This window comes from Acinetobacter sp. CY79, assembly GCF_059515845.1.
This window is the reverse complement of the sequence record NZ_JCAKMY010000021.1, coordinates 18,753-43,384: the sequence shown is the minus strand read 5'-3', so window position 1 is coordinate 43,384 and position 24,632 is coordinate 18,753. Positions and strand designations below refer to the sequence as shown.

Here is a 24,632-nt window from a genome sequence, read left to right as displayed (position 1 = left end):
TATAGGGCTCAAAAAGCGCATTTTTAGCACAATAAATACATTTTTCTTATAAGAAAATATTGGGTGATTCATAATAAAAAATTATCTTTACTATATTTAAATCATTGATTAAATAATTAATTTAAAATATTAATGAAAAAGTGTTGTAGATTGACTTCAAAAGATATTTAATACTTTGCGCCAAAACTTATCAATATTTTGAAATTTTGACCAATTTTGATCCACCTTTCTGCTGAGGATTAAGCGTTGAAATATAACAGCCTTAACGACTTCCTAAACTACGTTAAAACACGTGATGCGAATCAACCTGAATTTCTACAAGCTGTAGAAGAAGTGATGATGAGCTTATGGCCTTTTATCGAAAAGAATCCAAGATATGCTGAGCACGGATTACTTGAACGTTTAGTGGAGCCAGAACGAGCGATCCAATTTCGTGTTTCTTGGGTTGATGACCAAGGACAAACACACGTAAACCGCGCATTCCGAGTTCAATATAACTCTGCAATCGGTCCATTCAAAGGTGGTATGCGTTTCCACCCATCAGTGAACCTTTCAATTTTAAAATTCTTAGGTTTTGAACAAACCTTTAAGAATGCATTAACGACATTGCCTATGGGTGGTGGTAAAGGCGGTTCAGATTTTGACCCTAAAGGTAAATCTGAAGGCGAAATTATGCGTTTCTGCCAAGCGTTAATGATCGAGTTATATCGTCATTTAGGTTCAAACACAGATATTCCTGCGGGTGATATTGGTGTGGGTGGTCGTGAAGTAGGCTACATGGCGGGTATGATGAAGAAGTTAAGCAATGACACATCGTGTGTATTCACGGGTAAAGGCTTAACTTTTGGTGGCTCATTGGCTCGTCCTGAAGCAACGGGTTTCGGTACTGTGTATTTCGCTGAGGAAATGCTCAAGACTCGTGGCGATAGCTTCAAAGATAAAGTCGTAACGATTTCAGGTTCTGGTAACGTAGCACAGTATGCTGCTGAAAAAGCGATATATTTAGGTGCAAAAGTGGTTTCACTTTCTGACTCTGCGGGTACTGTTTACATCAAAGACGGTTTAACTGAAGAGCTTCTACGTGAAGTGATGGAACTTAAAAACGTTAAACGTGGTCGTATCTCAGAGTTTGCGTCTAAGCACGGTTTTGAATACTTGGAAGGACAACGTCCTTGGGGTATCAAATGCGATATCGCATTACCATGCGCAACTCAAAACGAGTTAGATGCAGATGACGCTGACAAGCTTCTTGCAAATGGTGCAATCTGTGTTGCTGAAGGTGCAAACATGCCTTCGACTTTGGCTGCTGTTGAGAAATTCGTAGAAGCGAAAATTCTTTATGCACCAGGTAAAGCTTCAAACGCAGGTGGTGTTGCAACATCGGGTCTTGAAATGTCTCAAAATGCAATCCGTTTGGGTTGGACGTTCGAAGAAGTAGATGAGCGTTTACATGCAATCATGAAAGAAATTCACCGTAACTGTGTTAAATACGGTACTCAAGAAGATGGTACTGTGAACTATGTTGATGGTGCGAATATTGCAGGCTTCGTAAAAGTGGCTGAAGCCATGCTTGCTCAAGGCGTTTACTAATTTGTAAATAGGCTTGAAATAAAAAACCGAGACATTGTCTCGGTTTTTTAATGAGAAATTTTAACTTAAAGTGAACCTTTCACTGCTTCACGCTCAACGGACATGTCATAAATATAAGCATACTTAGATTGATCTGCAGCTGGATGTTTAATCTCAAAACGTTTTACACGAATGACTTGACGCTCATTTGGTGTATGTGTAAATCCTTCGATTTTGTCATAGAAAAGATTCCAGTCTTTGTCCACCTGAGTCTTTACACCTTGTTCGCTATATTTGATCTCACGGACTTGTAAGCAAGTTTGTGGAGCAATGCCAGTGCACTGTTTAGTTTCAGGAGAAACTTCAAGGAAAATCGTTTCAGCAGCAGAGCTATATTTGACTTCAGGTGTCATTTGACCCGTAAGGACAACTGTTTGACCATTTTTATCTGTCAGAGTTAAAGTCGGTTTGTTTGGATCGTTCATGTTTAATACAAATGGTACTTTTCGATCTTCAAACCAACTCGATGCAATCTCTTCTTGTTTCATGTAATGATCAGGACATGCCATCATTGTTGACATAAAATTGCCTGTGACAATCTGGTTATTTTCAACTGTCCAAGAAGACCCCATCGTATTACAGCTGGTCGAAATACTTAAACGACCTTCATTTGAAAAATTCAATACAATCGGTTTTGGTGCATCAGCTGTTGTGGTGCTCCATATATAGGATGCCAATGTTTTATCTGCATTTTGTTGTTGTAAAACAGACACTGTTACATCTCCAGCTTTATTAATATCAGCAGACTCGCAAGCTGCGAACATTAAAGGAATCAGTACGATAGCTAAGTATTTGAATTTCATTATGATAAGTATCAATAAATATAAATGAATGCATCATAACGGATACTATTGAAAAGAAAATGAAAAGACTGAATAGTTTCCGTATCAATATGTATCAAGTAACAAGCATTTGTAAATACATAAATTTTGATTGTTTTTTAAGACAATTTATTCTTTTGTTATGAAAAAAAAGCTAAATGGATATGGTTAACCATTTAGCTTTAATTTTCGGAAGTTATTTAATCAAAGCGATAAACATCCATACCTAACGCGCCCATGGTAAAGCTACTATGTACAATGCTAAATCGATGACCTGTGCCCATTGCAAAAAATAAGGGGGCAAAGTGCTCAATGGTTGGATGGTTGCGTTCCATATATGGAATATTTTCCCAGTCAAGCACTGCATCAAAATCATTATGGCTCAGTTTATTGACGACATAATTACGAAAAGTGAATGCCCATTCAGGAACATTTGAATCTTCGCCGTGCCATGATAGTTCACGTAAATTATGCGTAATACTTCCTGAGCCAATAAGTAAAATTTGACGTTCACGCAGGAGTGCTAATATTTTACCAATCTTGTAAATATCATCAGAACTCATATTCATCGGAAGGGATATTTCAATCACTGGAATATCAGCTTCAGGGTACATGTGTAACAATGGCATCCATACGCCATGATCGCGTGGACGCGTATTATTTGCATGTGCAGCAATCTGGGCATCTGCCAATAACTTGAGGATCTCTTCTGCTAATTCTGGTTGACCAGGTGCCGGATAACGAATGTCATAAAGCTCTTCAGGAAAGCCACGAAAGTCATGCCAAGTCATTGGGCGTGATGCTGTACTTACTTCTAGTGCGTTGCTTTCCCAATGTGCTGACATCACAATAATCGCTTCAGGCTTGGGTAAGTTTAAACCTAAGCGATTTAAAGCTGGGCCAACCTGTTCAGGATTAATCGCTAACATCGGTGAGCCATGCGAAATAAATAATCCAGGAAGCGTTTGTAAATTCATGATGATTTGCCTAATCATTGGGAGATTTTGATCATCGCTAAAATTAGAGATGAGATAAAGACAGTTATGGTCAACGTGGCGTTTCAATAATAGAATGATTAAATAGCCTAAGCTGATTCTAATGCTCAGCTTGTTTCAAATATCTAGTTCACTCAAGTATTCATTAAACAGTTAGAATATTAACCCGCACGATGATAGGGGTGATTATGATTGATCGTCATTGCACGATACAGTTGTTCAATGAGCATCACACGCACCATTGGGTGAGGCAGTGTCAGTTTCGATAAAGACCAATGCCATGCAGCTGCTTTACGTACCGCTTCAGAATGACCATCTGGACCACCAATCGCCAAGACAACATCGTTGCCTTCAAGCATCCATGATTTCATGGTTTCAGCAAGCTTTTCAGTACTAAATTCTTTACCGCCGACTTCAAGTGCAATCAGCACTTCATTTTGTTTCATTGCTCCTAAAATACTGTCACCTTCAATCTGACGGTATTTTAAAATATCAGCCTCAGAATCATTCTTACCACGCTTTGCCATAGGCAGTTCAATGATTTGAGTTTGAACAAAAGGCTGAATACGTTTGAAATAATCTTCAAAACCTGTGAGTACCCAAGCAGGCATTTTTTGTCCAATGGTCAAAATTCGAATTTTCATAAGCGTAGAATCTGGTGACTTCAGACTATTATAGCGTTGATTTAAGGTCAGGGCAGATGGATTCTTTTGAAGATGCTTTTAACAAGATAAAAGTGAATTAAAATTACACTATTTGGTGAAATTAAGTGCTAAATTGTACTCAGATTATTTTAAATATATTCAAAATATAATCAAAAAAATCAACTTCATTATTCCCTACGTCACAATAAAATAATATGGTTTAGTTCAACATGTTTAAAACGATTTTCCAAACAATACTTTTCAGCGCAATATGTTGCGTGAGTAGTTTTTCTTTAGCAAATTTATCTTCAATTAGACAGCAAGCTGAAACTGAAAATTTATCGGTTTATCTCAATCAAATCATTAGCCCAACAAAATATAGAAATCATACTGAAATTGAAGAACTGAACCGTGTATCGGCATGGATTCAGGGTCAAATGCAGAAATTTGGTATTCCATGCGATTTCCAAAATTATAAGGTGGAATCCAATCGATACCGAAATGTGGTATGTGAACTTAATGTTGGTGCTGCCAAGAATCTTATCGTCGGTGCACATTATGATGTTCATGGTGAAACTGATGGTGCGGATGACAATGCCTCAGGTGTGGCAGGCGTGTTGGAAACAGCTCGAATTTTGGCAAAAGAGAAAAAACATTTAAAACATAATGTTGAATTTGTATTTTATACCTTAGAAGAGCCGCCATACTTTAGAACTGAACAGATGGGCAGCGCAGTTCATGCGAAGGCGATAGAAAAATATAAAGACCGCATTGCTGGGGTTTTTATATTGGAAATGATTGGGTACTTTGATCAGCGTAATATTCAAGAATATCCTGTGGGATTAAAACTCTTTTATCCTGCACATGGTAATTTTATTGGTGCTGTGAGTAATTTTGATTCGAATCGCTTGGGAAGTGCGTATTGTGCTGCAATGAAGCAAATGAAACGTTTGGATTGTCAAAGACTGGTTGCCCCATCATTCGTGACTGGTGTTGATTTTTCAGATCATTTGAATTATTGGAATGCGGGGATTCCTGCAATTATGATCACCGATACGGCATTTTTTCGAAATAAAAACTATCACACTAAAAATGACACAGTCGAAACTTTAAACTTACAAAAAATGAAATATGTGATTGATGGTGTTGTGTTCACGATTTTGAACATTCAATAGCGTCGCCTACTCTAAAACTAATTGTCATTAACGACACGTCATGTAATACATTCAAATGGTTAGAACTTTGACATATTTTAAGTTCTTTCGGATAAAAAAACGCAGTCACAAAGGGTAGTATGACTGCGTCTAAACACAAATCCGTCTGGAGACACAGATTTGTGTTTGAAAACCTATTCAAGCAAGCGAATGTCTCACATATTTCATATATGAGGTTATTTGGCATAATTTCAATACTGATTATGATGTAGTAACTCTATCAATTTTTAGACAAAAAAATGAGAGCCGTAGCTCTCATTTTTTTATCAGAATTTTCAAGCTGAGTGACTTAATGACGTGCAGCTTTAGCTTCATCTACCGCTTTAACAATCGGCGTTTTAACCAATGGTTTTGGCACTGAAACTAAGCTTAAAGGTAAAATCTCATCAATTGATTTTACGGCTTTGATTTCTAAACCTTCCTTAACGTTTTCTGGAATTTCAGCCAAATCACGGACATTGTCTTGTGGAATGAACACAAGTTTCACGCCACCGCGATGTGCAGCAAGCAGTTTTTCTTTTAAACCACCAATACGCATTGCACGGCCACCTAGACTGGTTTCACCTGTCATCGCGATGTCAGGACGAATTGCAATACCTGTAAACGCAGAAACAAGCGCTAATGTCAGAGCTAAACCTGCAGATGGGCCATCTTTTGGTGTTGCACCTTCAGGTAAATGCACATGAACATCCGTTTCTTCAAAACGAGAAGCTTCGATCCCCAGTTCATCTGCACGCGTACGTACAACAGTCATTGCGGTGGTAATCGATTCTTTCATCACATCGCCGAGAGAACCCGTCGTAATGAATTTACCTTTACCTTTCACTGCAGCAACTTCAATCGTCAGTAATTCACCGCCCACAGATGTCCAAGCCAGACCATTCACACGACCAACTTGAGCCTCTTCTTCAGCCATACCGAAGTCAAACTTGTGTGGGCCTAAGTAATCAGGCAGATTGCTTGAATCAACTGTGACTTGAAGATTCTTGGCTTTCTTGCTGACTGCTTCTTTCACGACTTTACGTGCAATTTTAGAGACTTCACGTTCAAGACTACGAACACCTGCTTCACGTGTATAACGCTGTACAATGTCACGAATCGCTTCTTCATGAACGGTTAATTCATTGGCACGTAGACCATTGTTCTTAATCGCTTTAGGCACAAGGTAACGATCAGCAATATTCACTTTTTCATCTTCGGTATAACCCGGCAAACGAATCACTTCCATACGATCAAGTAAAGCTTCAGGAATATTCATGCTGTTTGCAGTACAGATGAACATCACTTCAGAAAGGTCAAGATCAAGGTCTAAATAGTGGTCGTTAAACTTACTATTTTGCGATGGATCTAAAACTTCCAAGAGTGCAGAAGCTGGGTCGCCACGGTAGTCCTGTGCCATCTTGTCAATTTCGTCGAGTAAGAACAACGGGTTCTTTACGCCAACTTTTGTTAAAGATTGCACGATTTTACCTGGCATCGCACCAATATAAGTACGACGGTGACCACGAATCTCAGCTTCATCACGTACACCACCCAGTGCCATACGAACAAATTCACGACCTGTTGCTTTCGCTACAGATTCACCCAGAGAGGTTTTACCTACACCAGGAGGACCCACTAAACACAAGATTGGACCGCGTAATTTCTTCACACGTGATTGAACTGCTAAATATTCAATAATGCGGTCTTTGACATCATCTAAACCGTAGTGGTCAGTATCGAGAATATCTTGAGCTTTGTTGAGGTTAATACTCACTTTGCTCGCTTTATTCCACGGTGTGTCTAAAATCGCTTCGATGTAGTTACGCACCACAGCCGCTTCACTAGAAGCAGGTTGCATGGCTTTGAGTTTGCGGAATTCAGCTTCAGCTTTTTTACGCACATGTTCAGGTAAATCAGCTTCAGCTAAACGACGCTCAATCTCTGCAACATCATCTTCAGCACCGCCATTCATGTCAGAAAGTTCGCGCTGAATCACCTTCATTTTTTCATTCAGGAAGTATTCGCGTTGATTCTTTTCCATTTGGCGTTTTACATTGTCATGCAAACCTTGCTCAATCTGTTGTTCTTCAGACTGTTGAAGTAGGTAGGTCATGAGCTCTTGTAAATGTGCTTCGAATTGATCGTGTTCTAAGAACTTTTGCTTAATATCAATGTTCAATGGAACACGTGTAGCAACGAAGAACATCAATTGTAATAAGTCATCAATCTTCGCAGCTGCCGCAATCAATTCACGAGCATTACGTAATTTTGCTTCTGCGTATTGTGAGAACAGAACACGCAACTCTTCAAGACGGGTAGATTGAGTTGATTCATCAATCGTGATCGTCATTGGGCTAAGCGAATGTTCAGCTGATAAATATCCTTCATTTTCGATGATATTGACCAATTTTGAACGATAAATACCTTCGATTAAAACTTTAATGCAGTTTTCATCATTTTCATGATTTACAACTTGAACAATCTTCGCAACTGTTCCGTATTGGTACAGGTTATCGTGATCGATTTCTTCTGATAGAGAATCTTGTTGTGCCACCACAAATACTAAATTGTCACCGTTACGAGCTACATCAACTGCTTTAATCGATTTTTCACGGCCGACAAATAGCGCAATTTGCATGTGTGGATATACAACAACATCACGCAATGCTAATAGAGGTAATACGCTTGGGGTCTGAAGTTCTAAGTTTTCTTCATTCATAATAATATCAGTCATGAGCACTCCTAATGAGTGACAACGGTGTTGCCATACTTTTTTATAGTGATGGGTATTTTTTAAATTACAAGGGCTATATGTGATATTTATGCTGAATTTATGAGAAATGAAGTATAAATATTAAGCACAATTCATGATTTAGCTCTAAATTCGTCTAAAACGGTAAGTTTTTGATGGCGTGATTAAAATATCCAGAGGTTGATCCCAGTGACGACGGATTAGCGGTTCTGATAAATATTGAAAATTATGCGCTAGCCCTAAGCGAATCGGCTTGTATTTGGCTTGTCCTAAAGTGCGATCATAATAACCGCCACCCATGCCCATACGTGTACCACTTGCATCACATGCTAATAATGGCATGATGAGCAAATCAAGCTTTTTGACATTGTTACCACGCGCTTTTATCGGTTCTTTCATGCCGAGTCGATGATGACTAAATCGCCTATTTAAATACTGTTTAGGTGATACTCCAATCCAAACAAGTTTTTGATTCATGTTGCAAATCATCGGTAGGTAGACGTTTTTCCCAAGCGAAAAACATTTTTTGATGATCAAATCCGTTTGAATTTCGCCAAATGCATGAAGATAAAGACCGACGTTTTGAGCATGCTTAAACGCGGCGGATTCTATGATCAGTTTTAAAATATTCTGTTCAGATTGTCTTTGTTCAAAAATAGACACGCGTCGACGCTGTTGTCTTAATGTTTTACGCAATATATTTAGGTTCGCGGACATGTGTTTCTCTATGATTTTGACTGAGTCGACGTTGTAGGTTTATTCAGAATTTTTTAAAGCTTTCAGAATTGGACAACAATCTTGGCTGCTACTTTTGCATTCATCCAGCCAAGTGGCTAAACGTAATTTTAAAGATTGTAATTCTTGAATACGCTGATCAATTTTTGCTAGACGTTGTTCAATGACCTGTCTGACTTGAACGCGGTCATCAAGTTCTAAAGTGAGTAATTCTTGGATTTCACGCAGTTGTAGTCCAGCATCTTTGGCTTTTTGAATAAAGTTTAAAGTTTCAATGTCTTGCTCATTGTAATAACGATATGCCGTCGTTGATTTTGGAACACGTAATAATCCAATTCGCTGATAGTAGCGAATCGTTTCCATATTCATATCACAATGTTTTGCAAGCTTTCCGATGGTGAGCATCATTGATCTCCTAAAAGGCTTGACTCTGTACTTAGGTACAGACTTTATGCTAGCACAAATGATAAATGAATAAAGGTGATCGTTATGACTGAGCAACAAAAACCTTCATGCTGTTCGAAAAAGTCTGATCAAGAAACGACGCAATCTGAACAGATTGTGGAAGTGATTGATATTGATCCCGTATGTGGGATGAAAGTCGATGAGAATTCACCACATTTTATTCATTGGAGTCAAAGGAAATATTTATTCTGTGGTCTTGTTTGCAAAGAAAAGTTTGAATTACAGCCCAATAGCTATATTAATGAAATAGACTATAAAAAAGTAAGTAGCAATCCTTTTGAGCACAATATGCCTTTTGAGCATGTCAACCATTCGGATCAATCTGAAACAACTCAGAATATTCAATCATGTTGTTCATCATCTAAAAAGTATGAACAAGCTTCTAAAATTAAAAGTCTTATACGTTTAGATCCATCATGCTCATTTAAAGCGATTGATCCTGTTTGTGGCATGACGGTGACCAATCCTGAAAAGCCACAGGCTGAATATCAAGGTACAACTTATTATTTCTGCAATCCGAAATGTTTAGAAAAGTTTGTTGCCAATCCAAACCAATATTTAACGTCGTTTGAAAGTTCATCATGCTGTGATGCTAAGACTCAAAAAAAACAGACTTATTTTGAACAGACCTCTCAAACTTCAAGTTCATGTTGTGCAATTGAACCTCCAAAACTAATACCCACTGCATCTACGGGCTGTTGTGGTGGTGTGCATGTCGTGACTGATAGTGAATCTGAAGTTGATCCTGTCTGTGGTATGACAGTTTCCACTTCAACGGATCTAAAGACAGATTATCAAAATCAGAACTATTATTTTTGCAATCCGTCATGTCTATCAAAGTTTAAGAATGATCCTGAACCGTATTTGATTCCGATGGATCAGCGAGCACAGCCCGAAGGAATGGATGATGTACTGTTTACTTGTCCGATGGATCCGGAAATTGTACAAAAAGGGCCGGGTACATGTCCGATTTGTGGCATGGCACTTGAACCCATGCAACCGAGTTTAGATGATGGGCCGAATCCTGAGTTGGTTGATTTTAGCCATCGGTTTTGGATGACCTTGCCACTTACTTTACTGGTTTTTGTTTTGGCAATGGGTTCACATATTCATGCCTTTATCTCACCGCATATTCAACCGTGGATTGAATTGGTGTTGAGTATTCCAGTGGTGCTATGGGCAGGTAAGCCATTTATTGAGCGTTGTTTTACTTCATATAAAACCCGCAATTTAAATATGTGGAGTTTGATCGGTGTCGGCATATTAGCTGCATTTATTTACAGTGTAGTGGCGACCATTTTCCCATCTCTGATTCCGATGGAAGCAAAAACAGGACATGGTGTCGCAGTCTATTTTGAAGCTGCATGTATGATTGTGTCATTAAGTTTGCTTGGACAAATCATGGAGCTGAAAGCGCGTGCCAAAACAGCAGACTCTTTAAAAGCCTTGCTTAAACTTCAACCGAGTACAGCCAAACGAATTGAAAATGGTCGAACCATTCAAGTCAATATTGATCAGATTCATCAAGGTGATATTTTACTGATTGCGTCAGGTGAACAGATTCCATTGGATGGAATCGTGGTTGATGGACAAACCCACATTGACGAATCAATGATGACAGGTGAGCCACTTCCTGTTAAGAAAATGCTTAACGATCCAGTGATTGGTGGAACGGTCAACCAACAGGGCAGTATTCAAATACGAACCACGGCTATTGGTCAAAACACCACACTAGCCAAAATGATTCAGACCGTCGCAGATGCACAACGTTCAAAAGCACCTTTGCAGCGAATGGCGGATGTGGTTGCTAAATATTTTGTGGTGACTGTACTGATGATCAGTGTTTTAACTTTTGTCGCTTGGATGATCTTTGGTCAGGCTCAGTTTGATTTAGCATTGATGTGTGCTGTTGCTGTACTGATTATTGCTTGTCCATGCGCACTAGGTTTAGCTACACCAATGTCTGTCATGGCAACCACAGGACGCGCAGCCCAAAAAGGGGTTTTATTTAAAGATGCTGAAGCGATTGAGGCTTTGAGTAAAGTAAATACCTTGATTATTGATAAAACTGGGACATTGACGGAAGGTAAGCCAAGTTTAAAAGAAATCAAATTGTTAACTGATGATGTACAACCCATTCAAGTCGAAACATGGATTGCTTCAATTGAACAATATTCAAGTCATCCGATTGCCAAGACCCTAACGAAACTTGTACCTGAGGATCAGTTATTAAGTATTCAAGACTTTGAAGATGTTTCTGGTTTTGGTGTGAAAGCTAAAGTTGATGGTCAATGGTTATATGTGGGAAGTCAAAAACTCATCGAAACTATGGGATTATCACTCAATGATTCGTTGATACAGCAACTTGATCAACAACGCCGTGAAGGTAATGTGATGAGTTTTATTGCCAATGATCAGCAAGTTTTAGCGTATATCTCAATTCATGATGCGATCAAACACAATGCAAAAGCAGTCATTCACCAATTATTGAGCGATGGTGTAGAAGTGGTTATGGCAACAGGTGATCATGAGCAAAATGCTTCAGTCGTTGCTGAAACCTTGGGGATTCAACAGGTCTTTGCCAATTGCACACCACAAGATAAATTAGAGCTTGTAAAAAAATTCCAAGCCGAAGGAAAAGTGGTTGCCATGGCAGGAGATGGAATTAATGATGCGCCTGCATTAGCCCAAGCCAATATCGGGATTGCTATGGGTAATGGCACTGACATTGCCAAACAGACTGCACAAATCACGTTGGTGAAAGGTGATGTGCGTGGTGTGGCAGATGCGATTCACATGGCAAAACTTGGTGTTAAAAATATGAAGCAAAACCTTGCATTCTCATTTCTCTATAATGGTTTAGGCGTGCCAGTCGCAGCGGGAATTTTTTACCCCCTTACAGGTTTATTGCTTACGCCCATGATTGCTGCCATTGCGATGTCCTTGAGTTCTTTATCTGTCGTGATCAATGCATTGCGATTAAATAAATCTTAAATACATAGATAACGTTTAAGCAGCTTCGGCTGCTTTTTTTAATAACAAAATAATGCCATTGATCATTTAAAATGATTAACCGACTAAAGGAAAGCGAACTTAAGAGGCTTATTTATAAATATAAATTACATGGAGCATTAGATTTTCGACTCCTATGGTTTAATCGCCTGATTCTGTAAGCTACTGAGTCATTGGTTTAAAGTTTTAATTAATTTAACTTAATAAACATAACATGTTTGAATAATAAAAATGCTTTAGGAAAAGGATTCCTTATGAAGAATAACATCGAAGTATTACGTCACTTGGCAGTGCTCACAACAATCGCATCAACAACGTTTATTACTCAACTCATTTATGCTGCGCCTAAATTAGATTTGTCACTTTCTGCTCATTCAACCGCTAAAGTTAAAACGCTATTGAATAATCCACAGACATGGAAACAAATTCCAAAAGAAGTGACCCTTTGCATTTATTCACCGAATGGTGCAAATGGAGAGGCTTTTGATCAAGCGACCAGTTATATCAGTGAACTCCCAAGAATATCTCAAGTTGCTAAAGACTTTGGGGTAAATATGAATATTACACGCCCTTCAAAATTACAAATGAAGATTGATCTCGATTATCCAAAGTTGAAACAAAAAGCATCCACTGAGGTCAATTTAAAAGTTTATACCGATGAGCGTGTGCTTACAGAAGACTTCAGAAGTAAACGCTGTGATGGTGCAGGAATCAGTAATATTCGTGCGCGTCAATTTAATAAATTTGTGGGGAGTATTGATGCGATCGGTGCAGTCCAAAATTATAAACAATTGACGCAAGTGATTCAGCTTTTAGCTCGCCCAGAATTTGATAATAAGATGGTGAATCGTGACTATGAAGTGGTGGGTATTGTACCTTTAGGTGCGGCGTATATCATGGTGAATGATCGCCGTATTGATACTTTACCGAAAGCTGCGGGTAAAAAAGTTGCAGTAATGGGCTTTGATGCGACACAAAAAAAACTGGTTCAAAATGTCGGTGCGCAACCTGTAACCGTTGATTTAACATCGGTTGGTGGGAAATTTAATAATCGTGAAGTGGATATTATGGCGGCACCTGGGATTTTATTTGATCCCTTAGAACTGCATCAAGGCATGCAAGACAAATCAGGAAAAGTGTTCGGTGCAATTATTCGTTTTCCATTGGTTCAAGTGACTGGGACGCTGATCATGCATCGTAATAAATTCCCTGCTGGTATGGGACCGATTGCTCGTGAGCTGATCTCTAAGCAACTGACACCTGCTTTTCAATTTGTCGATAAAATGGAAAAAGACATTCCTAAAAAATATTGGATGGATATTCGTGAAGCAGAAAAGCCCGGTTATTTGAAAATTATGCGAGAAGCGCGAATTCAAATGATCAAAGAGGGCTATTATGACCCTGCGATGATGACTATTTTGAAAAAGGCGCGTTGTGCTCAGTTCCCAGCGAATTTCGAATGTGCTTTAAAAGATGAATAATCGAAAATGAGATTGATATAAATTTTAATTTAAAATACAAATCGTAATTATAAAATTAATCTGTTTTAACAATTAAGTGTATTCACGTATATTTATTGCACAGGAAAGTTGGAGTCAAACTTGGACTTTCTAAACAATTTTTATGAGGATACAGGCAGATGAGTAAATTAGTTGTGGCAGTAGCATTGGTTGTAACTTTAACAGGCTGTGCACATAACCCGAGTTTCTATGAAGAAACACGTAAGATGGATAACAGCTTGCATAACCAATCAATGGGTTGACGAATTGTGAATGTAATCAAGGAAGGTAAACTGAGAGCATCTATTTTTATAGGTGCTTTTTTTATGCTCAATTGAATCGGATACTTAAGAGTAGGAATATAAAAATCGTTAATAGATGACGATGAACTAAATTTGGAATAATGCAAAATATTTAAATTGGATAAAACTAAATTTTTTAATAGATTTTTTATATTTTAAATTATTTTTTGATTAAACAGTTTAATAAGAAAATAAACACTCCGAAGATGCCGCTGCATGTCGTTACCCTGAACCCGATGAGTTCAAGGTGGACGCGACGTATACTTGCTGGGTTTCCTGCACGAAGGCAGGCATACACTCTAAATACACAGAACGCATCCGGGGATATAAGTATCGGCAGGGATATAGACTCACTGGCGAACACCTCAGAGATAAACCAAGTATATATCATCAAGGATGATTGGCAAATCTTAACTTGGACTTAGGCTGTCAAATGCAACTGAATTTGATCTATTTGCATAAAGAAAAAGCAGTTTTTATACTGCTTTTTCAACATCTTCCAGAATCACACTTAAAAGTCGTTCACAGTGCGCGTATTCTTGTAAGGATTTGTTCATGCTAAGCACTTCTTGCATCAGCTCAAGTGCAACCATGATTACCAATTTGTTGTGTTCAACATTTGGCGCTTTACGACGAAATTCTTGAAACTTTTCATTGAGTAGATCACCTGCACGTTCCAAATCTGCTTTTTTATCAGCAGTGGTCGATAAACGAAAAGATTGTTCGATTAAACGTAACTCGACTGTGACTAATTCAGACATGCTTAAGCTTCCTCATTGGGTTCAGTAGGATGAGCAAGTTGTTGAATCTCTTGCGCATGATGATCTTGCTCAGTACCTAGAATCGCAAGACGCTGAATAATGGCTTCAACTTTTGCTTTGGCATGTTCATTTTTTTGGACTAGACGTGTACGTTCAGCCTGTAATGCTTGAATTTCCTGCTGAGCTTGGCGTTGCTCACCCAAAATCTTTTCTTTCACCACACGCAGTTCGTTTCGCTCAGCTAAAATTTCTTGGAAACGATTTTTAAGATCAGTACAACTTTTCTCTAAACGTCCATAACGTTCAGCCAAAGCGGTTGAATCGGTATTGAGCTGATTAAAAGAAGTCTGTAATTGGCTTAATTTTTCCGTGAGATTATCTGCTTCATCTTGTTTTTGTGTGATGATGCTGTTTTTTTGCACGATTTGCGAGAAATGTTGTTCCTCACTACGCTGTTTTTCTTGTAGTAAGGTTGCATTTTGACTCTCAACGTCATGCAGACGCGTTTTGAGCGTATTGATGTGCGCCTGTAGACGCTGTAATTCTTCTAACATAACGAGGTCGCGTAGATTCGTAATCAAAGGTAATATATACAGAAGTATAGAGATTGGAAAAGCGAATGCAAGACGATATTTCAGGTTGGTTAGATTGGAATCAACATTTTAGTTCAATTGAGGAGATTTCAAGTCCAAGTGAGTTACATGGGCTTTTAACTGGTATTGTTTGTGTAACGCAATCGCCTTCACGAGAAGAATGGCAACAAATCTTAACGACGCTCGCTGTGCCAGAATTGACAGATGAAGCATTGGACTTGTTGGTGCAAGAAGCTGAAGATGTTTCACATGCCTTATCGGATGATGAATTAGACTATTTACCGATCCTACCAGATGACACGCATGCACTGGATGAACGCGTTCAAGCGCTTGCTGATTGGTGCGCGGGTGTCGTTCTCGGCTTTGGTTTGGCTTCAGGTCAAATCCGTGCAGATGAAATTGAATTGATTGAACATCTGCAAAATGTTGCTGCCGTTGAGTTCGAAGAATCGGATAACGATGAAGAAGGCGAACAGAGCTATGAAGAACTCTATGAATTTGTTCGTCTGATTCCTGTAAGCCTTGCACTTGGACGCTCTAAGATTGACGTTTCAGAAAGTACTTTGTTGAAAAAAGTGAAAAGCAACTCAGCTAAAAAAACGGATATTAATGTCGTTGAGATGTTTACCCCGAGTCGTTTGAGCTAAATTGCATTGTAAATAATGAATAGATAGATTCATTTCTAAAATGATGAAATAAGTTCAAATTGCTGTCTGTTGATGTTTGCATGTAAGGTGTAAACATCAACCTCATATTCATCTAGAAAAGCCATATAACAATGAAATTAACTCAAGTAGATTTTCAAGACCGTCGTGATCGTTTAGCTGAAACGATGGGACCGAACAGTATTGCAATCATTGAAACTAGCCAAGAGGCAATGCGTAATCGTGATGCAGACTATAAATATCGTACCGATAGCAGTTTCTTTTATTTAACGGGATTTGCTGAGCCTGAAGCTGTTGCGGTGATTGAAACTTCAGAGAATGGTGAAGAATATACCTATAGTCTATTTTGCCGTGAACGTAACCGTGAAATGGAAATCTGGAATGGTTATCGAGCTGGTGTAGATGGTGCGGTAGATGATTATGATGCAGATGAAGCTTATGCGATTGATCTGCTGGATGAAGAAATCATTCAAAAACTACTGAATAAAGAAAAATTATTCTATCGCATCGGACATCGTGCAGAGTTTGATGCACGCGTAGCGAAGTGGGTCGTTGAAGCCAATGGTGAGTCTCGTAAGGGCACAACAGCGCCTACACAAATAATTCAATTAGATCGCATCGTTGACGAAATGCGTTTGCATAAAGACGCTGAAGAAATACAATTGATGCAAATCGCGTCAGATATTAGTGCTGAAGCGCATACCCAAGCGATGAAAGCAGTACGTCCGGGTATGATGGAATATGCACTAGAAGCTGAACTGAATTATATCTTCGGTAAAAATGGTTGTGTACCGTCATATAACAGTATTGTTGGGGGTGGTGCAAATGGCTGTATTTTACATTATGTTGAAAATAACAAACCATTGAAAGATGGGGATTTGGTCTTGATTGATGCTGCATGTGAATATGAGTTCTATGCATCAGATATTACCCGTACTTTCCCTGTGAATGGCAAATTTAGTCCTGAACAAAAAGCGCTTTACCAAATCGTTTTAGAAGCGCAAATCGCAGCGATAGATGCTGTGCGTATTGGGAACTCTTATAAAGAACCACACAACGTTGCGGTGCGTATTTTGGTTCAAGGTCTACTTGATCTTGGCATTATGCAAGGCGATCTTGATGAGATCATTGAAAAGGAAAGTTTCCGTCAGTTCTACATGCATGGCACAGGGCATTGGCTTGGTATGGATGTGCACGATGTCGGTTCATATAAGCAAAACGGTGAATGGCGTACTTATGAAGAGGGTATGGTCGTGACTGTAGAGCCTGGTCTTTATATTGCACCTGATGATGAAACAGTTGATGCGAAATGGCGTGGTATAGGCATACGTATTGAAGATGATATTGTTGCCACTAAAAATGGTCCATTGAATCTAACCGTTAAAGTTGTCAAAACTATTGAAGAGATTGAAGCGTTGATGGCAACAGATGGTTAGTAGTTGATGTGAAAAGCCGATTAAACAGTCGGCTTTTACGTACAATAACAATAATGGGATTTAAAAATGCAGACACCATGCGCATTTAAAAAAATAATTAGCATTTTTATTGTTGTTCATATCTTATTAGCTTGCTCAGAAACCAGTAAAGATCATATTCCTAAGGAAGGCGAAATAGTGACATGGAAGATAACACAAGGTGCTGAGTTGATCATACATACGCAGCTAAGAGAGCGATTGGTATATTCTGATGAATTTAAAAAATCTATTTACTATAGACCACAAGATGAAAATTATTTGGGGCAATTCCCCATTGATTTTAAGCCACCTTTATCTAAAAAAATTACAAAACAGCAAGCACTTCATACACCCTTAAGCAAGGGGAGTCTTAGTTTTAATCTCATGTTAAATGGTTCGAATGTTCAGGCAAAGGGTTATAAAGATTTACGATTGAGTGATTTGGACCATCCCGATCAGGTGAGAGTGGAACTAAAAAATAGAGAATTAAATTTTGATTTTCTAGATACAACAGCAACAATTTTTCAGCAATATAAAGCCAATACACCACATTACGATGTGAACAATTCACGCGCTTATGGATTGGAATGCTATAAAGACTTGGAATTAAAACACACCCTTTGCTTCGGAAAATCTGAAAATAAAAGAATATCTGGGATTATATTTAAACTTTACGATCATAATGTAATCGCAAGCTCTACTGAACCAATGTATGGTGCGATTAAGCTGAACTGGCAACTCGATCTTAAAAATTTAAAATATTGGAGGGAAATCGATCGAAATATTTGGCGTTTATTGGAGGCATGGAATATTGCGCCTGATGAGCTTAATGATAATAAACGCTATCAAGATAAACATAAAAAAGGGGATGTAGTGGTTTGGCAAGTTACACCATCACTCCTTTTTAAAGCCAAAGTTGGGGAAAGGATAAAAACAGTCTATAAATATCCAGCAGAAAGCTATTTTCTTGGGCAATTTTTTATTGATGATCAACCAAATAAACGACAAATATTGAGTTCCGATCAAATAGAAAATGCATCAGATTTTCAGCATCCATTACAGTTTAATTTACTCTTGAATGGGGCCAAGAATATCCCTATAAACGATTACCATCACAAAGTCTTTCCGAATCAAGTAAAAGTCAACGTCCATAATTTGGACGGACTTGATTCAGTTGATAAAAAAATCAAGCAAACCCCAAGAGAATGGATAGACTATCTTAGGGGGGGAGGTTATGAAAAAAATCCTAAGCTTTCAAAGGAATATGATCTTGAGTGTTATTCACGTCATCTACCTGATTATTTAGCACCATCGGATCAATGTATTGCAAAAACGTCAATCAAAGGTCAATCATTCGAATTTCTTTTAAAAAGACATAAGAATTTATATAACCAAATTATTGTAGAAGCCGATATTGAAACTGCCCTTTATCCTTTGACTAAGGTTTCATGGGTTGCAACGGAGGATCATATGAAAGATTGGAAAACAATTGACGAAAATATTTGGCGACTTTTAAAAATTTGGGATGTTACATCTAGGTAGTTTGACAATACTATTGGCATAGTATGTTTGAGTTAATCTAATATAAAAAGGTCGAGCCTTGATGTAAGATAAAACCAATACAGGTTTTAAGTATTTCGACATTTAGAATCGAATACACAAATAAGGAAGTAAGCATGCAACAAGAGGTGATCATCGTTGGCGGTGGAATGGTTGGACTCAGTTTGGCACTGATGCTCAGTAAAGCCAATATTCAAGTGAAACTTCTAGAAGCAATCAAATATCCAAATTACGATGATGAAAATCTTGCTCCATATCACTCAAGTTTTGATGCTCGAAACAGTGCTTTGTCACGCCGTACAGTCCAAATTTACCAAGAACTCGGACTGTGGAATGCATTACAAGAACACGCAACGCCCATTTTAGAAGTCAACATCACAGAACAAGGCAGTTTTGGTAAGGCGCGCTTAAAAGCAGCGCAAGAGAAAGTCGAAAGCTTTGGACAAGTGATTGAGAATGCTTGGCTTGGTCGCGTGCTATTAGCTGAAGTTAAAAAGCAGTCATCGATCGAGTTGATTGATGGCTTACAAGTGACATCACTCACCCAAGATTCAGACCTCGCTTATATCGAAGCTGTTCGAAATGGTCAAAAACTTGAATTACAAACCAAATTAGTCATCGCAGCCGATGGTCGAGACTCTTTCTGTCGTAAAGCACTGGGTATTGGTGCATCAGAACATGACTATGATCAAGTGGCGATTGTGACGACAGTTCAAACATCAAAGCCCCATGATCATGTAGGATTTGAACGTTTCAGTTCACTTGGTCCACTCGCACTATTACCACTACCCGGAGAATATCGCCGTTCAGTGGTTTGGCCAGTACCGAAAGGAACAGAGGGTGAATGGCTTGGTGAAGAAAATGATCAGCATTTCTTAGATGCACTTCAAGAAACTTACGGTGATCGCGCAGGAAAATTCCAAAAAACAGGCAAGCGTTTCAGCTTCCCACTTTCTCAAGTACTTGCAGAAAAACAAGCGATTGGACGTGTAGTGCTGATGGGTAATGCGGCACATACGATTCATCCAGTCGCAGGACAGGGCTTTAACTTGTGTATGCGCGATGCTCATGTGCTTGTACGATATCTGACAGAACAACTTGAAAAAAATGCTGATTTAGGTGAAGCATCCGTACTTCAAGCCTATGAACAAGCACGATTGAAAGATCAACAACGCGTGATTAAATTCTGTGATTCCGTGGTTCGTGGCTTCAGTAATCAAAACCTACTTCTCAGATTCATTCGAAATATGGGCTTAATGTGTTTTGAAAATATACCGGGTATAAAGCCACTCGTTGCCAACTATGCGATGGGGTTAAAGTCATGACAAATACTCAATCAGCCTTAAAAGAGGTTGTCATTATTGGTGGTGGCTTGGTGGGTGGTTTAACTGCATTGCTTTTAGCAGAAGGTGGTGTACAAGCAACGGTGTTGGATGCTGCCCCAATTTTAGATGAAGCATCGGTACTTCAAATTGCCAATCCACGCGTATTGGCGCTGAGTCAAGCAACCATTCATTTACTTAAAACGGTTCAAGTCTGGGACAAAATTCAACGTCACATGCCCTACACAGGCATGCAAGTGTGGAACAAAAATGGTTATGGTGAAATTAACTTTGGTGAAGAGTCTACACAATTTCCAAGTGTTGAAAATAGCTTAGGGTCAATGGTTGAACCGAGTGTGCTCAATCTCGCGATTCAACAACAAATGTTAGCTGTCGTGAAAGACTATCGCACTCAAGTTAAAGTGGTACGGATTGAGCGCGGTGTAAAGTGTTGGATCGTCAAACTTGCTGATGGCACTGAGCTGAAAACCAAGCTACTCATCGGTGCAGATGGTGCAAATTCATTTGTGCGAGAGCAAGCGTATATCGATATAGATGTACTGGATTATAAACAAGCAGGTTTAACCTGTGCGATTCGTACAGCACAACCGCACTTGCATGTGGCACGTCAGATTTTTCTACCTACAGGACCTTTGGCATATTTACCCATGGCGAGTTTAAATGCAGAACAAGAGGGACATTGGCAGTCGATCGTTTGGACTTTGCCAGATGACTATGCGGAAGAGTATGCCAACCTAGATGATGCTGAATTTACAGCATTATTGACACGTGAAAGTCACCACATGTTAGGAGAGGTGTTAGAAGCAACGCCACGTGCACAGTTCCCATTAAAAGCACGAGCAGCACAGCGATATGTTCAAGATGGACTAGCCTTGGTGGGTGATGCAGCGCATGTGATTCATCCACTTGCTGGGCAAGGCGTAAATATTGGCTGTTTAGATGCAGCCATTTTGTGTGATGTGTTATTGCATGATCTTAAGCGAGGCGTTTGGGCACATGAACAGACCTTAAAGCGCTATGAGCATCAACGTAAAATTCAGAATGAAGCCATGATGCATGGCATGTCAGCCATTGGATGGTTGGAAACCACCGAATTATTTCCAGTGGTTTGGGCGAGAAATTTTGGTTTGAAGCAAGTTGAGCAGCTGCCTATTTTTAAAACGCGCTTTATGCAACAAGCTAACGGTTTATCAGTACTTAAAAATACTCGTTATCAAGCCTAATGGGTCGAAAATAAATGTCTGGATTAAATTTGCTCAATCATTAATACTTTTTTACGAATTTGATTGATAAGTATACAAATCAAGTGGCTGAGACTCTAGTCGAAATCGTAATAGCTTGCTACATTCCTCATTAAATCGAACCTGATTTATCTGGGTTGCTATGGGTGTCATTAATGGGGAGTTTAAAATGACAGATTCAAATGATTTTGATGATAACGAAGATAACGTTGTTGATGATGATGAATCTCAAGCTGCCGAAAAAGGTGCAGCTATAAGTGATTCAATTGTTTCTGATGCCGATGTTGCTGAAGCAGAAACCTTAACGATCACAGCGAAATTAAAACAGCGTCAAGCTTTAGAAGATGAAGTTGCTGCTTTTCTAGCGCGTGGTGGACAGATCAAAGAAGTTCCTCCAGACGAGAGTGCACGAGATTAAAACAGATAGTCTGTATGGCATGAACGTTTTTAGCGTGCATTAAAAAAGCATCACATCAGTGATGCTTTTTTTCTTGAAAATTTAAATAAAATATCTCAACCAATGAATAGTCATAAAAAAAATTGAGTCAAATGAGATGTAATTTCTAATCATCATCGGCTTGAGCAGTCAATTCTAATGCACGTTGATAGGCAATTTTCTTTTTAATCCCCGTCAAATCAGCCGCAAGTTGTGACGCAGCCTTAACAGATAAATCTTGCAGTAGACGAAGCAATAATTTATCTAACTCTTCTTGCTCCATGTCCTTTTCTTCTGCTGCACCCGCGATCACCAGTACAATTTCACCTTTTTGTTGATTACGATCACTTTCGATAAATGCATGTAATTCAGCCAAAGTCATCTTTTTGATGGTTTCAAATGTCTTGGTAATTTCACGAGCAAAACCTACTGCGCGTTCCCCACCAAATACATCGACCATGTCTTTAACAGAATCCAAGATGCGATGAGGTGCTTCATAAATAATCATGGTATGCATGTTATTTTTCAATCTATTTAACTGAATCAAACGCTGTGATTGCTTAGAAGACAAGAAACCTTCAAAGCTAAAATGGTCACTGGGTAAACCAACTGAACTGAGTGCTGCAATGGCTGCACATGCTCCCGGTACAGGAGTAACACGGATGCCATGCTCTTGTGCGGCACGAACCAGTTTAAAACCTGGATCGCTAATCAATGGCGTGCCTGCATCACTGACAAGCGCAACATTCTCACCATTTTTTAGTTTTTCGATAATTATATCAATTTTGTTACTTTCATTGTGATCATGACACGCGGTCAATGGAGTTGCGATATTATAGTGTTTCATTAAAAGAGCAGACTGACGTGTATCTTCAGCTGCAATAAGTGCGACAGACTTTAAAACTTCAATAGCGCGATAGGTCATGTCGTCTAAGTGCCCAATCGGGGTTGCTACTACAAATAACTGAGCACTCATAGGTTTTCTCCATGGTGGATAAATTGAACAATAAAAAAAGTTTGTTTTGCTTAGGGTTGCTTGGAATGATGATCCAAGCTCAAGCGGAGGTTTTGGTTATTTTACCTGAATCAGGGCCTATGGCGCGAGCAGGGAACAGCATTAAACTGGGGATTGTGTCTGCACAACAGTCATCCAATAGTAAAATACCGCTTAAATTTGTAAATTCTGATCGTAAAACGATCAAAGAGTTGTTGAGATCAAATGTTAATCGAAATACTAAAATGATTATCGGACCGTTAGCACGCCAAGATGTTGAACGCTTAATTCAAGAAAATCCAAAGCGACCGGTCTTGGCGCTTAATGAGGTTGAAATGTCTCATCCTAATGTATGGCAGTACAGTTTATCAAAGGATGCTGATGCGGATGCATTGGTGAAAGTGCTTGAGAAAGACAAAATTAAAAATATCTATGTGATTCGCGAAAAAGGAACAGAAGCGGGAACCTTAAGCTTCGTCAATGCACTCTATAAAAAATACTCAAGTCATGTGTCGATCGTAGATCAAGTCCCTAAAATAAAATCTAAAGATGGGATACTACTTTTGGGAAGTAATGCTTGGATTAATTCCTTGAAAGGATTACCCACTTCCAATCTCTATGTTCAAGCGATTTCAATTGAAGATAGTCAACCGATTCCATTGGGTGTGAAATTTTGTGATGTACCGGCCGTCTATCAAACCAAATGGCCGGATGTGATTAATGTCTATAAACAAAATCCTACCACATTAGCATTCCAGCGTTTATATGCGTTTGGAGGAGATGCATGGCATATTGCAGAGCAATTAGTATTAAACCCGAATGTTAAAAATTTAAGTTTTCAAGGTCGGACGGGTTTGATCAATATTGGCAGTGATCGTGTTGAACGATTACCCACCTGCTTTGAAAAAACCAAAAAAGGTTTGGTTGCAATCTAAATTTGGGTAAGTGGAGCTTACTATTAATCGCCAACTGAGAGGTCATGGCTTAAGCATTTTTTGAATGAGGTCAACCTAAATAAAAGATTGTGATCATTATGCAAAGTCTACAATTAGAGAAAACACCTAAACTTCAATCCACGGCTAAATGTTTGGGTGTTTGGGCAGAACAGCAGGCTAAAACAATCTTGATTGAAGACCAATATCAGATTATTGCAACCAATTATCATTCACAGTATGGCGAGATTGATCTCATTGTGATTAAGGATCAAAGCTTAGTTTTTGTTGAAGTCAAAGCACGTAGCCTGACTCGACATGGCACTGCCAATGAAGTTATTACCTTGTCAAAGCAACGCAAAATTATTAAAACGGCACTGGTATTTATCAGTGAAAATGAACGATTTGAACAGTTTTATTATCGTTTTGATGTAATTTGTTTTGATTTCAATCAACAAATTGCAAAAAATCTACAGCAAGACTTTTCTAAGTTGGCGTATGATCAACAGTGGATTGAAAATGCATTTACATTGGATGCAGACTTGATTAATCTATAATTTGTAATTAGATCAGTCATTTAAATTAAAGAATATTGAGTTTCAC

Annotated in this window: 22 protein-coding genes and 1 other RNA gene; 13 read left to right on the top strand and 10 right to left on the bottom strand. The window is 38.8% G+C overall.

The window, feature by feature from the left end; all coding sequences use genetic code 11:
• Positions 1-246 precede the first annotated feature (246 nt).
• The gene (gdhA, locus tag AC5YCE_RS10240; RefSeq protein WP_496125139.1) at positions 247-1,590 is read left to right on the top strand and encodes an NADP-specific glutamate dehydrogenase; all 1,344 of its coding nucleotides are present in this window, start codon (positions 247-249) and stop codon (positions 1,588-1,590) included.
• A 65-nt stretch (positions 1,591-1,655) separates the two neighbouring features.
• On the opposite strand, the gene AC5YCE_RS10235 is transcribed toward gdhA, so the two are convergent.
• The 3 genes from AC5YCE_RS10235 to rlmH all read right to left on the bottom strand — a co-directional run bounded on the left by AC5YCE_RS10235 (position 1,656) and on the right by rlmH (position 4,089).
• Entirely contained in the window at positions 1,656-2,432 is a 777-nt protein-coding gene (locus tag AC5YCE_RS10235; protein ID WP_496171978.1) for a DUF4377 domain-containing protein, read from the bottom strand.
• A 218-nt stretch (positions 2,433-2,650) separates the two neighbouring features.
• Positions 2,651-3,427: a dioxygenase family protein gene (locus AC5YCE_RS10230; protein WP_496171977.1), complete on the bottom strand. Its 777-nt coding sequence runs from the start codon at positions 3,425-3,427 to the stop codon at positions 2,651-2,653.
• 179 nt (positions 3,428-3,606) lie between these two features.
• On the bottom strand, positions 3,607-4,089 hold the full coding sequence (rlmH, locus tag AC5YCE_RS10225; RefSeq protein ID WP_496125136.1) for a 23S rRNA (pseudouridine(1915)-N(3))-methyltransferase RlmH: 483 nt from the start codon (positions 4,087-4,089) through the stop codon (positions 3,607-3,609).
• A 230-nt stretch (positions 4,090-4,319) separates the two neighbouring features.
• Here rlmH and AC5YCE_RS10220 point away from each other — a divergent pair, with 230 nt between their 5' ends.
• The gene (locus AC5YCE_RS10220) at positions 4,320-5,264 is read left to right on the top strand and encodes a M20/M25/M40 family metallo-hydrolase (RefSeq protein ID WP_496125135.1); all 945 of its coding nucleotides are present in this window, start codon (positions 4,320-4,322) and stop codon (positions 5,262-5,264) included.
• Positions 5,265-5,592: 328 nt separating this feature from the next.
• On the opposite strand, the gene lon is transcribed toward AC5YCE_RS10220, so the two are convergent.
• The 3 genes from lon to AC5YCE_RS10205 all read right to left on the bottom strand — a co-directional run bounded on the left by lon (position 5,593) and on the right by AC5YCE_RS10205 (position 9,180).
• Entirely contained in the window at positions 5,593-8,019 is a 2,427-nt protein-coding gene (lon, locus tag AC5YCE_RS10215) for an endopeptidase La (protein WP_496171976.1), read from the bottom strand.
• Between the two features lie 144 nt (positions 8,020-8,163).
• Positions 8,164-8,754 (bottom strand): 5-formyltetrahydrofolate cyclo-ligase, encoded by a 591-nt coding sequence (locus tag AC5YCE_RS10210; RefSeq protein ID WP_496171975.1) that lies wholly within the window; start codon positions 8,752-8,754, stop codon positions 8,164-8,166.
• A gap of 39 nt (positions 8,755-8,793) precedes the next feature.
• Positions 8,794-9,180: a MerR family transcriptional regulator gene (locus tag AC5YCE_RS10205; protein WP_496171974.1), complete on the bottom strand. Its 387-nt coding sequence runs from the start codon at positions 9,178-9,180 to the stop codon at positions 8,794-8,796.
• 81 nt (positions 9,181-9,261) lie between these two features.
• On the opposite strand from AC5YCE_RS10205, the gene AC5YCE_RS10200 reads away from it, so the two are divergent.
• The 3 genes from AC5YCE_RS10200 (at position 9,262) to AC5YCE_RS10190 (ending at position 14,011) form a co-directional block, all read left to right on the top strand.
• Complete coding sequence (locus tag AC5YCE_RS10200; protein ID WP_496171973.1) at positions 9,262-12,231, top strand: heavy metal translocating P-type ATPase; 2,970 nt, start codon at positions 9,262-9,264, stop codon at positions 12,229-12,231.
• 272 nt (positions 12,232-12,503) lie between these two features.
• Positions 12,504-13,730 (top strand): putative solute-binding protein, encoded by a 1,227-nt coding sequence (locus AC5YCE_RS10195; protein ID WP_496171972.1) that lies wholly within the window; start codon positions 12,504-12,506, stop codon positions 13,728-13,730.
• Positions 13,731-13,888: 158 nt separating this feature from the next.
• Positions 13,889-14,011 carry a hypothetical protein gene (locus tag AC5YCE_RS10190; protein ID WP_496171971.1) on the top strand — a complete coding sequence of 41 codons (123 nt, stop codon included), beginning with the start codon at positions 13,889-13,891 and terminating at the stop codon, positions 14,009-14,011.
• 232 nt (positions 14,012-14,243) lie between these two features.
• Here AC5YCE_RS10190 and ssrS read toward each other — a convergent pair.
• The 3 genes from ssrS to AC5YCE_RS10175 form a co-directional block, all read right to left on the bottom strand.
• A non-coding RNA gene (gene ssrS / locus AC5YCE_RS10185) (6S RNA) lies at positions 14,244-14,425 on the bottom strand.
• 101 nt (positions 14,426-14,526) lie between these two features.
• Complete coding sequence (locus AC5YCE_RS10180; RefSeq protein WP_496125128.1) at positions 14,527-14,811, bottom strand: cell division protein ZapA; 285 nt, start codon at positions 14,809-14,811, stop codon at positions 14,527-14,529.
• A gap of 2 nt (positions 14,812-14,813) precedes the next feature.
• Positions 14,814-15,365 (bottom strand): hypothetical protein, encoded by a 552-nt coding sequence (locus AC5YCE_RS10175; protein WP_496171970.1) that lies wholly within the window; start codon positions 15,363-15,365, stop codon positions 14,814-14,816.
• Between the two features lie 65 nt (positions 15,366-15,430).
• Between AC5YCE_RS10175 and AC5YCE_RS10170 the strand changes: the two genes are divergently transcribed.
• The 6 genes from AC5YCE_RS10170 (at position 15,431) to AC5YCE_RS10145 (ending at position 22,085) form a co-directional block, all read left to right on the top strand.
• The gene (locus AC5YCE_RS10170; RefSeq protein ID WP_496171969.1) at positions 15,431-16,051 is read left to right on the top strand and encodes a UPF0149 family protein; all 621 of its coding nucleotides are present in this window, start codon (positions 15,431-15,433) and stop codon (positions 16,049-16,051) included.
• A 131-nt stretch (positions 16,052-16,182) separates the two neighbouring features.
• Positions 16,183-17,505 carry a Xaa-Pro aminopeptidase gene (gene pepP, locus AC5YCE_RS10165; RefSeq protein ID WP_496171968.1) on the top strand — a complete coding sequence of 441 codons (1,323 nt, stop codon included), beginning with the start codon at positions 16,183-16,185 and terminating at the stop codon, positions 17,503-17,505.
• 66 nt (positions 17,506-17,571) lie between these two features.
• Positions 17,572-19,065, top strand: a complete 1,494-nt coding sequence (locus AC5YCE_RS10160; protein ID WP_496171967.1) for a hypothetical protein — start codon at positions 17,572-17,574, stop codon at positions 19,063-19,065.
• Between the two features lie 134 nt (positions 19,066-19,199).
• On the top strand, positions 19,200-20,408 hold the full coding sequence (ubiH, locus tag AC5YCE_RS10155; RefSeq protein WP_496171966.1) for a 2-octaprenyl-6-methoxyphenyl hydroxylase: 1,209 nt from the start codon (positions 19,200-19,202) through the stop codon (positions 20,406-20,408).
• Positions 20,405-21,649 carry an FAD-dependent monooxygenase gene (locus tag AC5YCE_RS10150; protein ID WP_496171965.1) on the top strand — a complete coding sequence of 415 codons (1,245 nt, stop codon included), beginning with the start codon at positions 20,405-20,407 and terminating at the stop codon, positions 21,647-21,649. Before ubiH ends, AC5YCE_RS10150 begins: the two co-directional genes overlap by 4 nt.
• A 187-nt stretch (positions 21,650-21,836) precedes the next feature.
• Positions 21,837-22,085: a hypothetical protein gene (locus AC5YCE_RS10145; RefSeq protein WP_496125112.1), complete on the top strand. Its 249-nt coding sequence runs from the start codon at positions 21,837-21,839 to the stop codon at positions 22,083-22,085.
• 145 nt (positions 22,086-22,230) lie between these two features.
• On the opposite strand, the gene rsmI is transcribed toward AC5YCE_RS10145, so the two are convergent.
• A complete protein-coding gene (gene rsmI, locus AC5YCE_RS10140; RefSeq protein ID WP_496171964.1) occupies positions 22,231-23,079 on the bottom strand; it encodes a 16S rRNA (cytidine(1402)-2'-O)-methyltransferase in 849 nt (282 codons plus the stop codon).
• An 11-nt stretch (positions 23,080-23,090) separates the two neighbouring features.
• Between rsmI and AC5YCE_RS10135 the strand changes: the two genes are divergently transcribed.
• Both AC5YCE_RS10135 and AC5YCE_RS10130 read left to right on the top strand, forming a co-directional pair.
• The gene (locus AC5YCE_RS10135) at positions 23,091-24,032 is read left to right on the top strand and encodes a penicillin-binding protein activator (protein WP_496171963.1); all 942 of its coding nucleotides are present in this window, start codon (positions 23,091-23,093) and stop codon (positions 24,030-24,032) included.
• A 98-nt stretch (positions 24,033-24,130) separates the two neighbouring features.
• Entirely contained in the window at positions 24,131-24,586 is a 456-nt protein-coding gene (locus AC5YCE_RS10130) for a YraN family protein (protein ID WP_496171962.1), read from the top strand.
• The last annotated feature ends 46 nt before the right edge of the window (positions 24,587-24,632 follow it).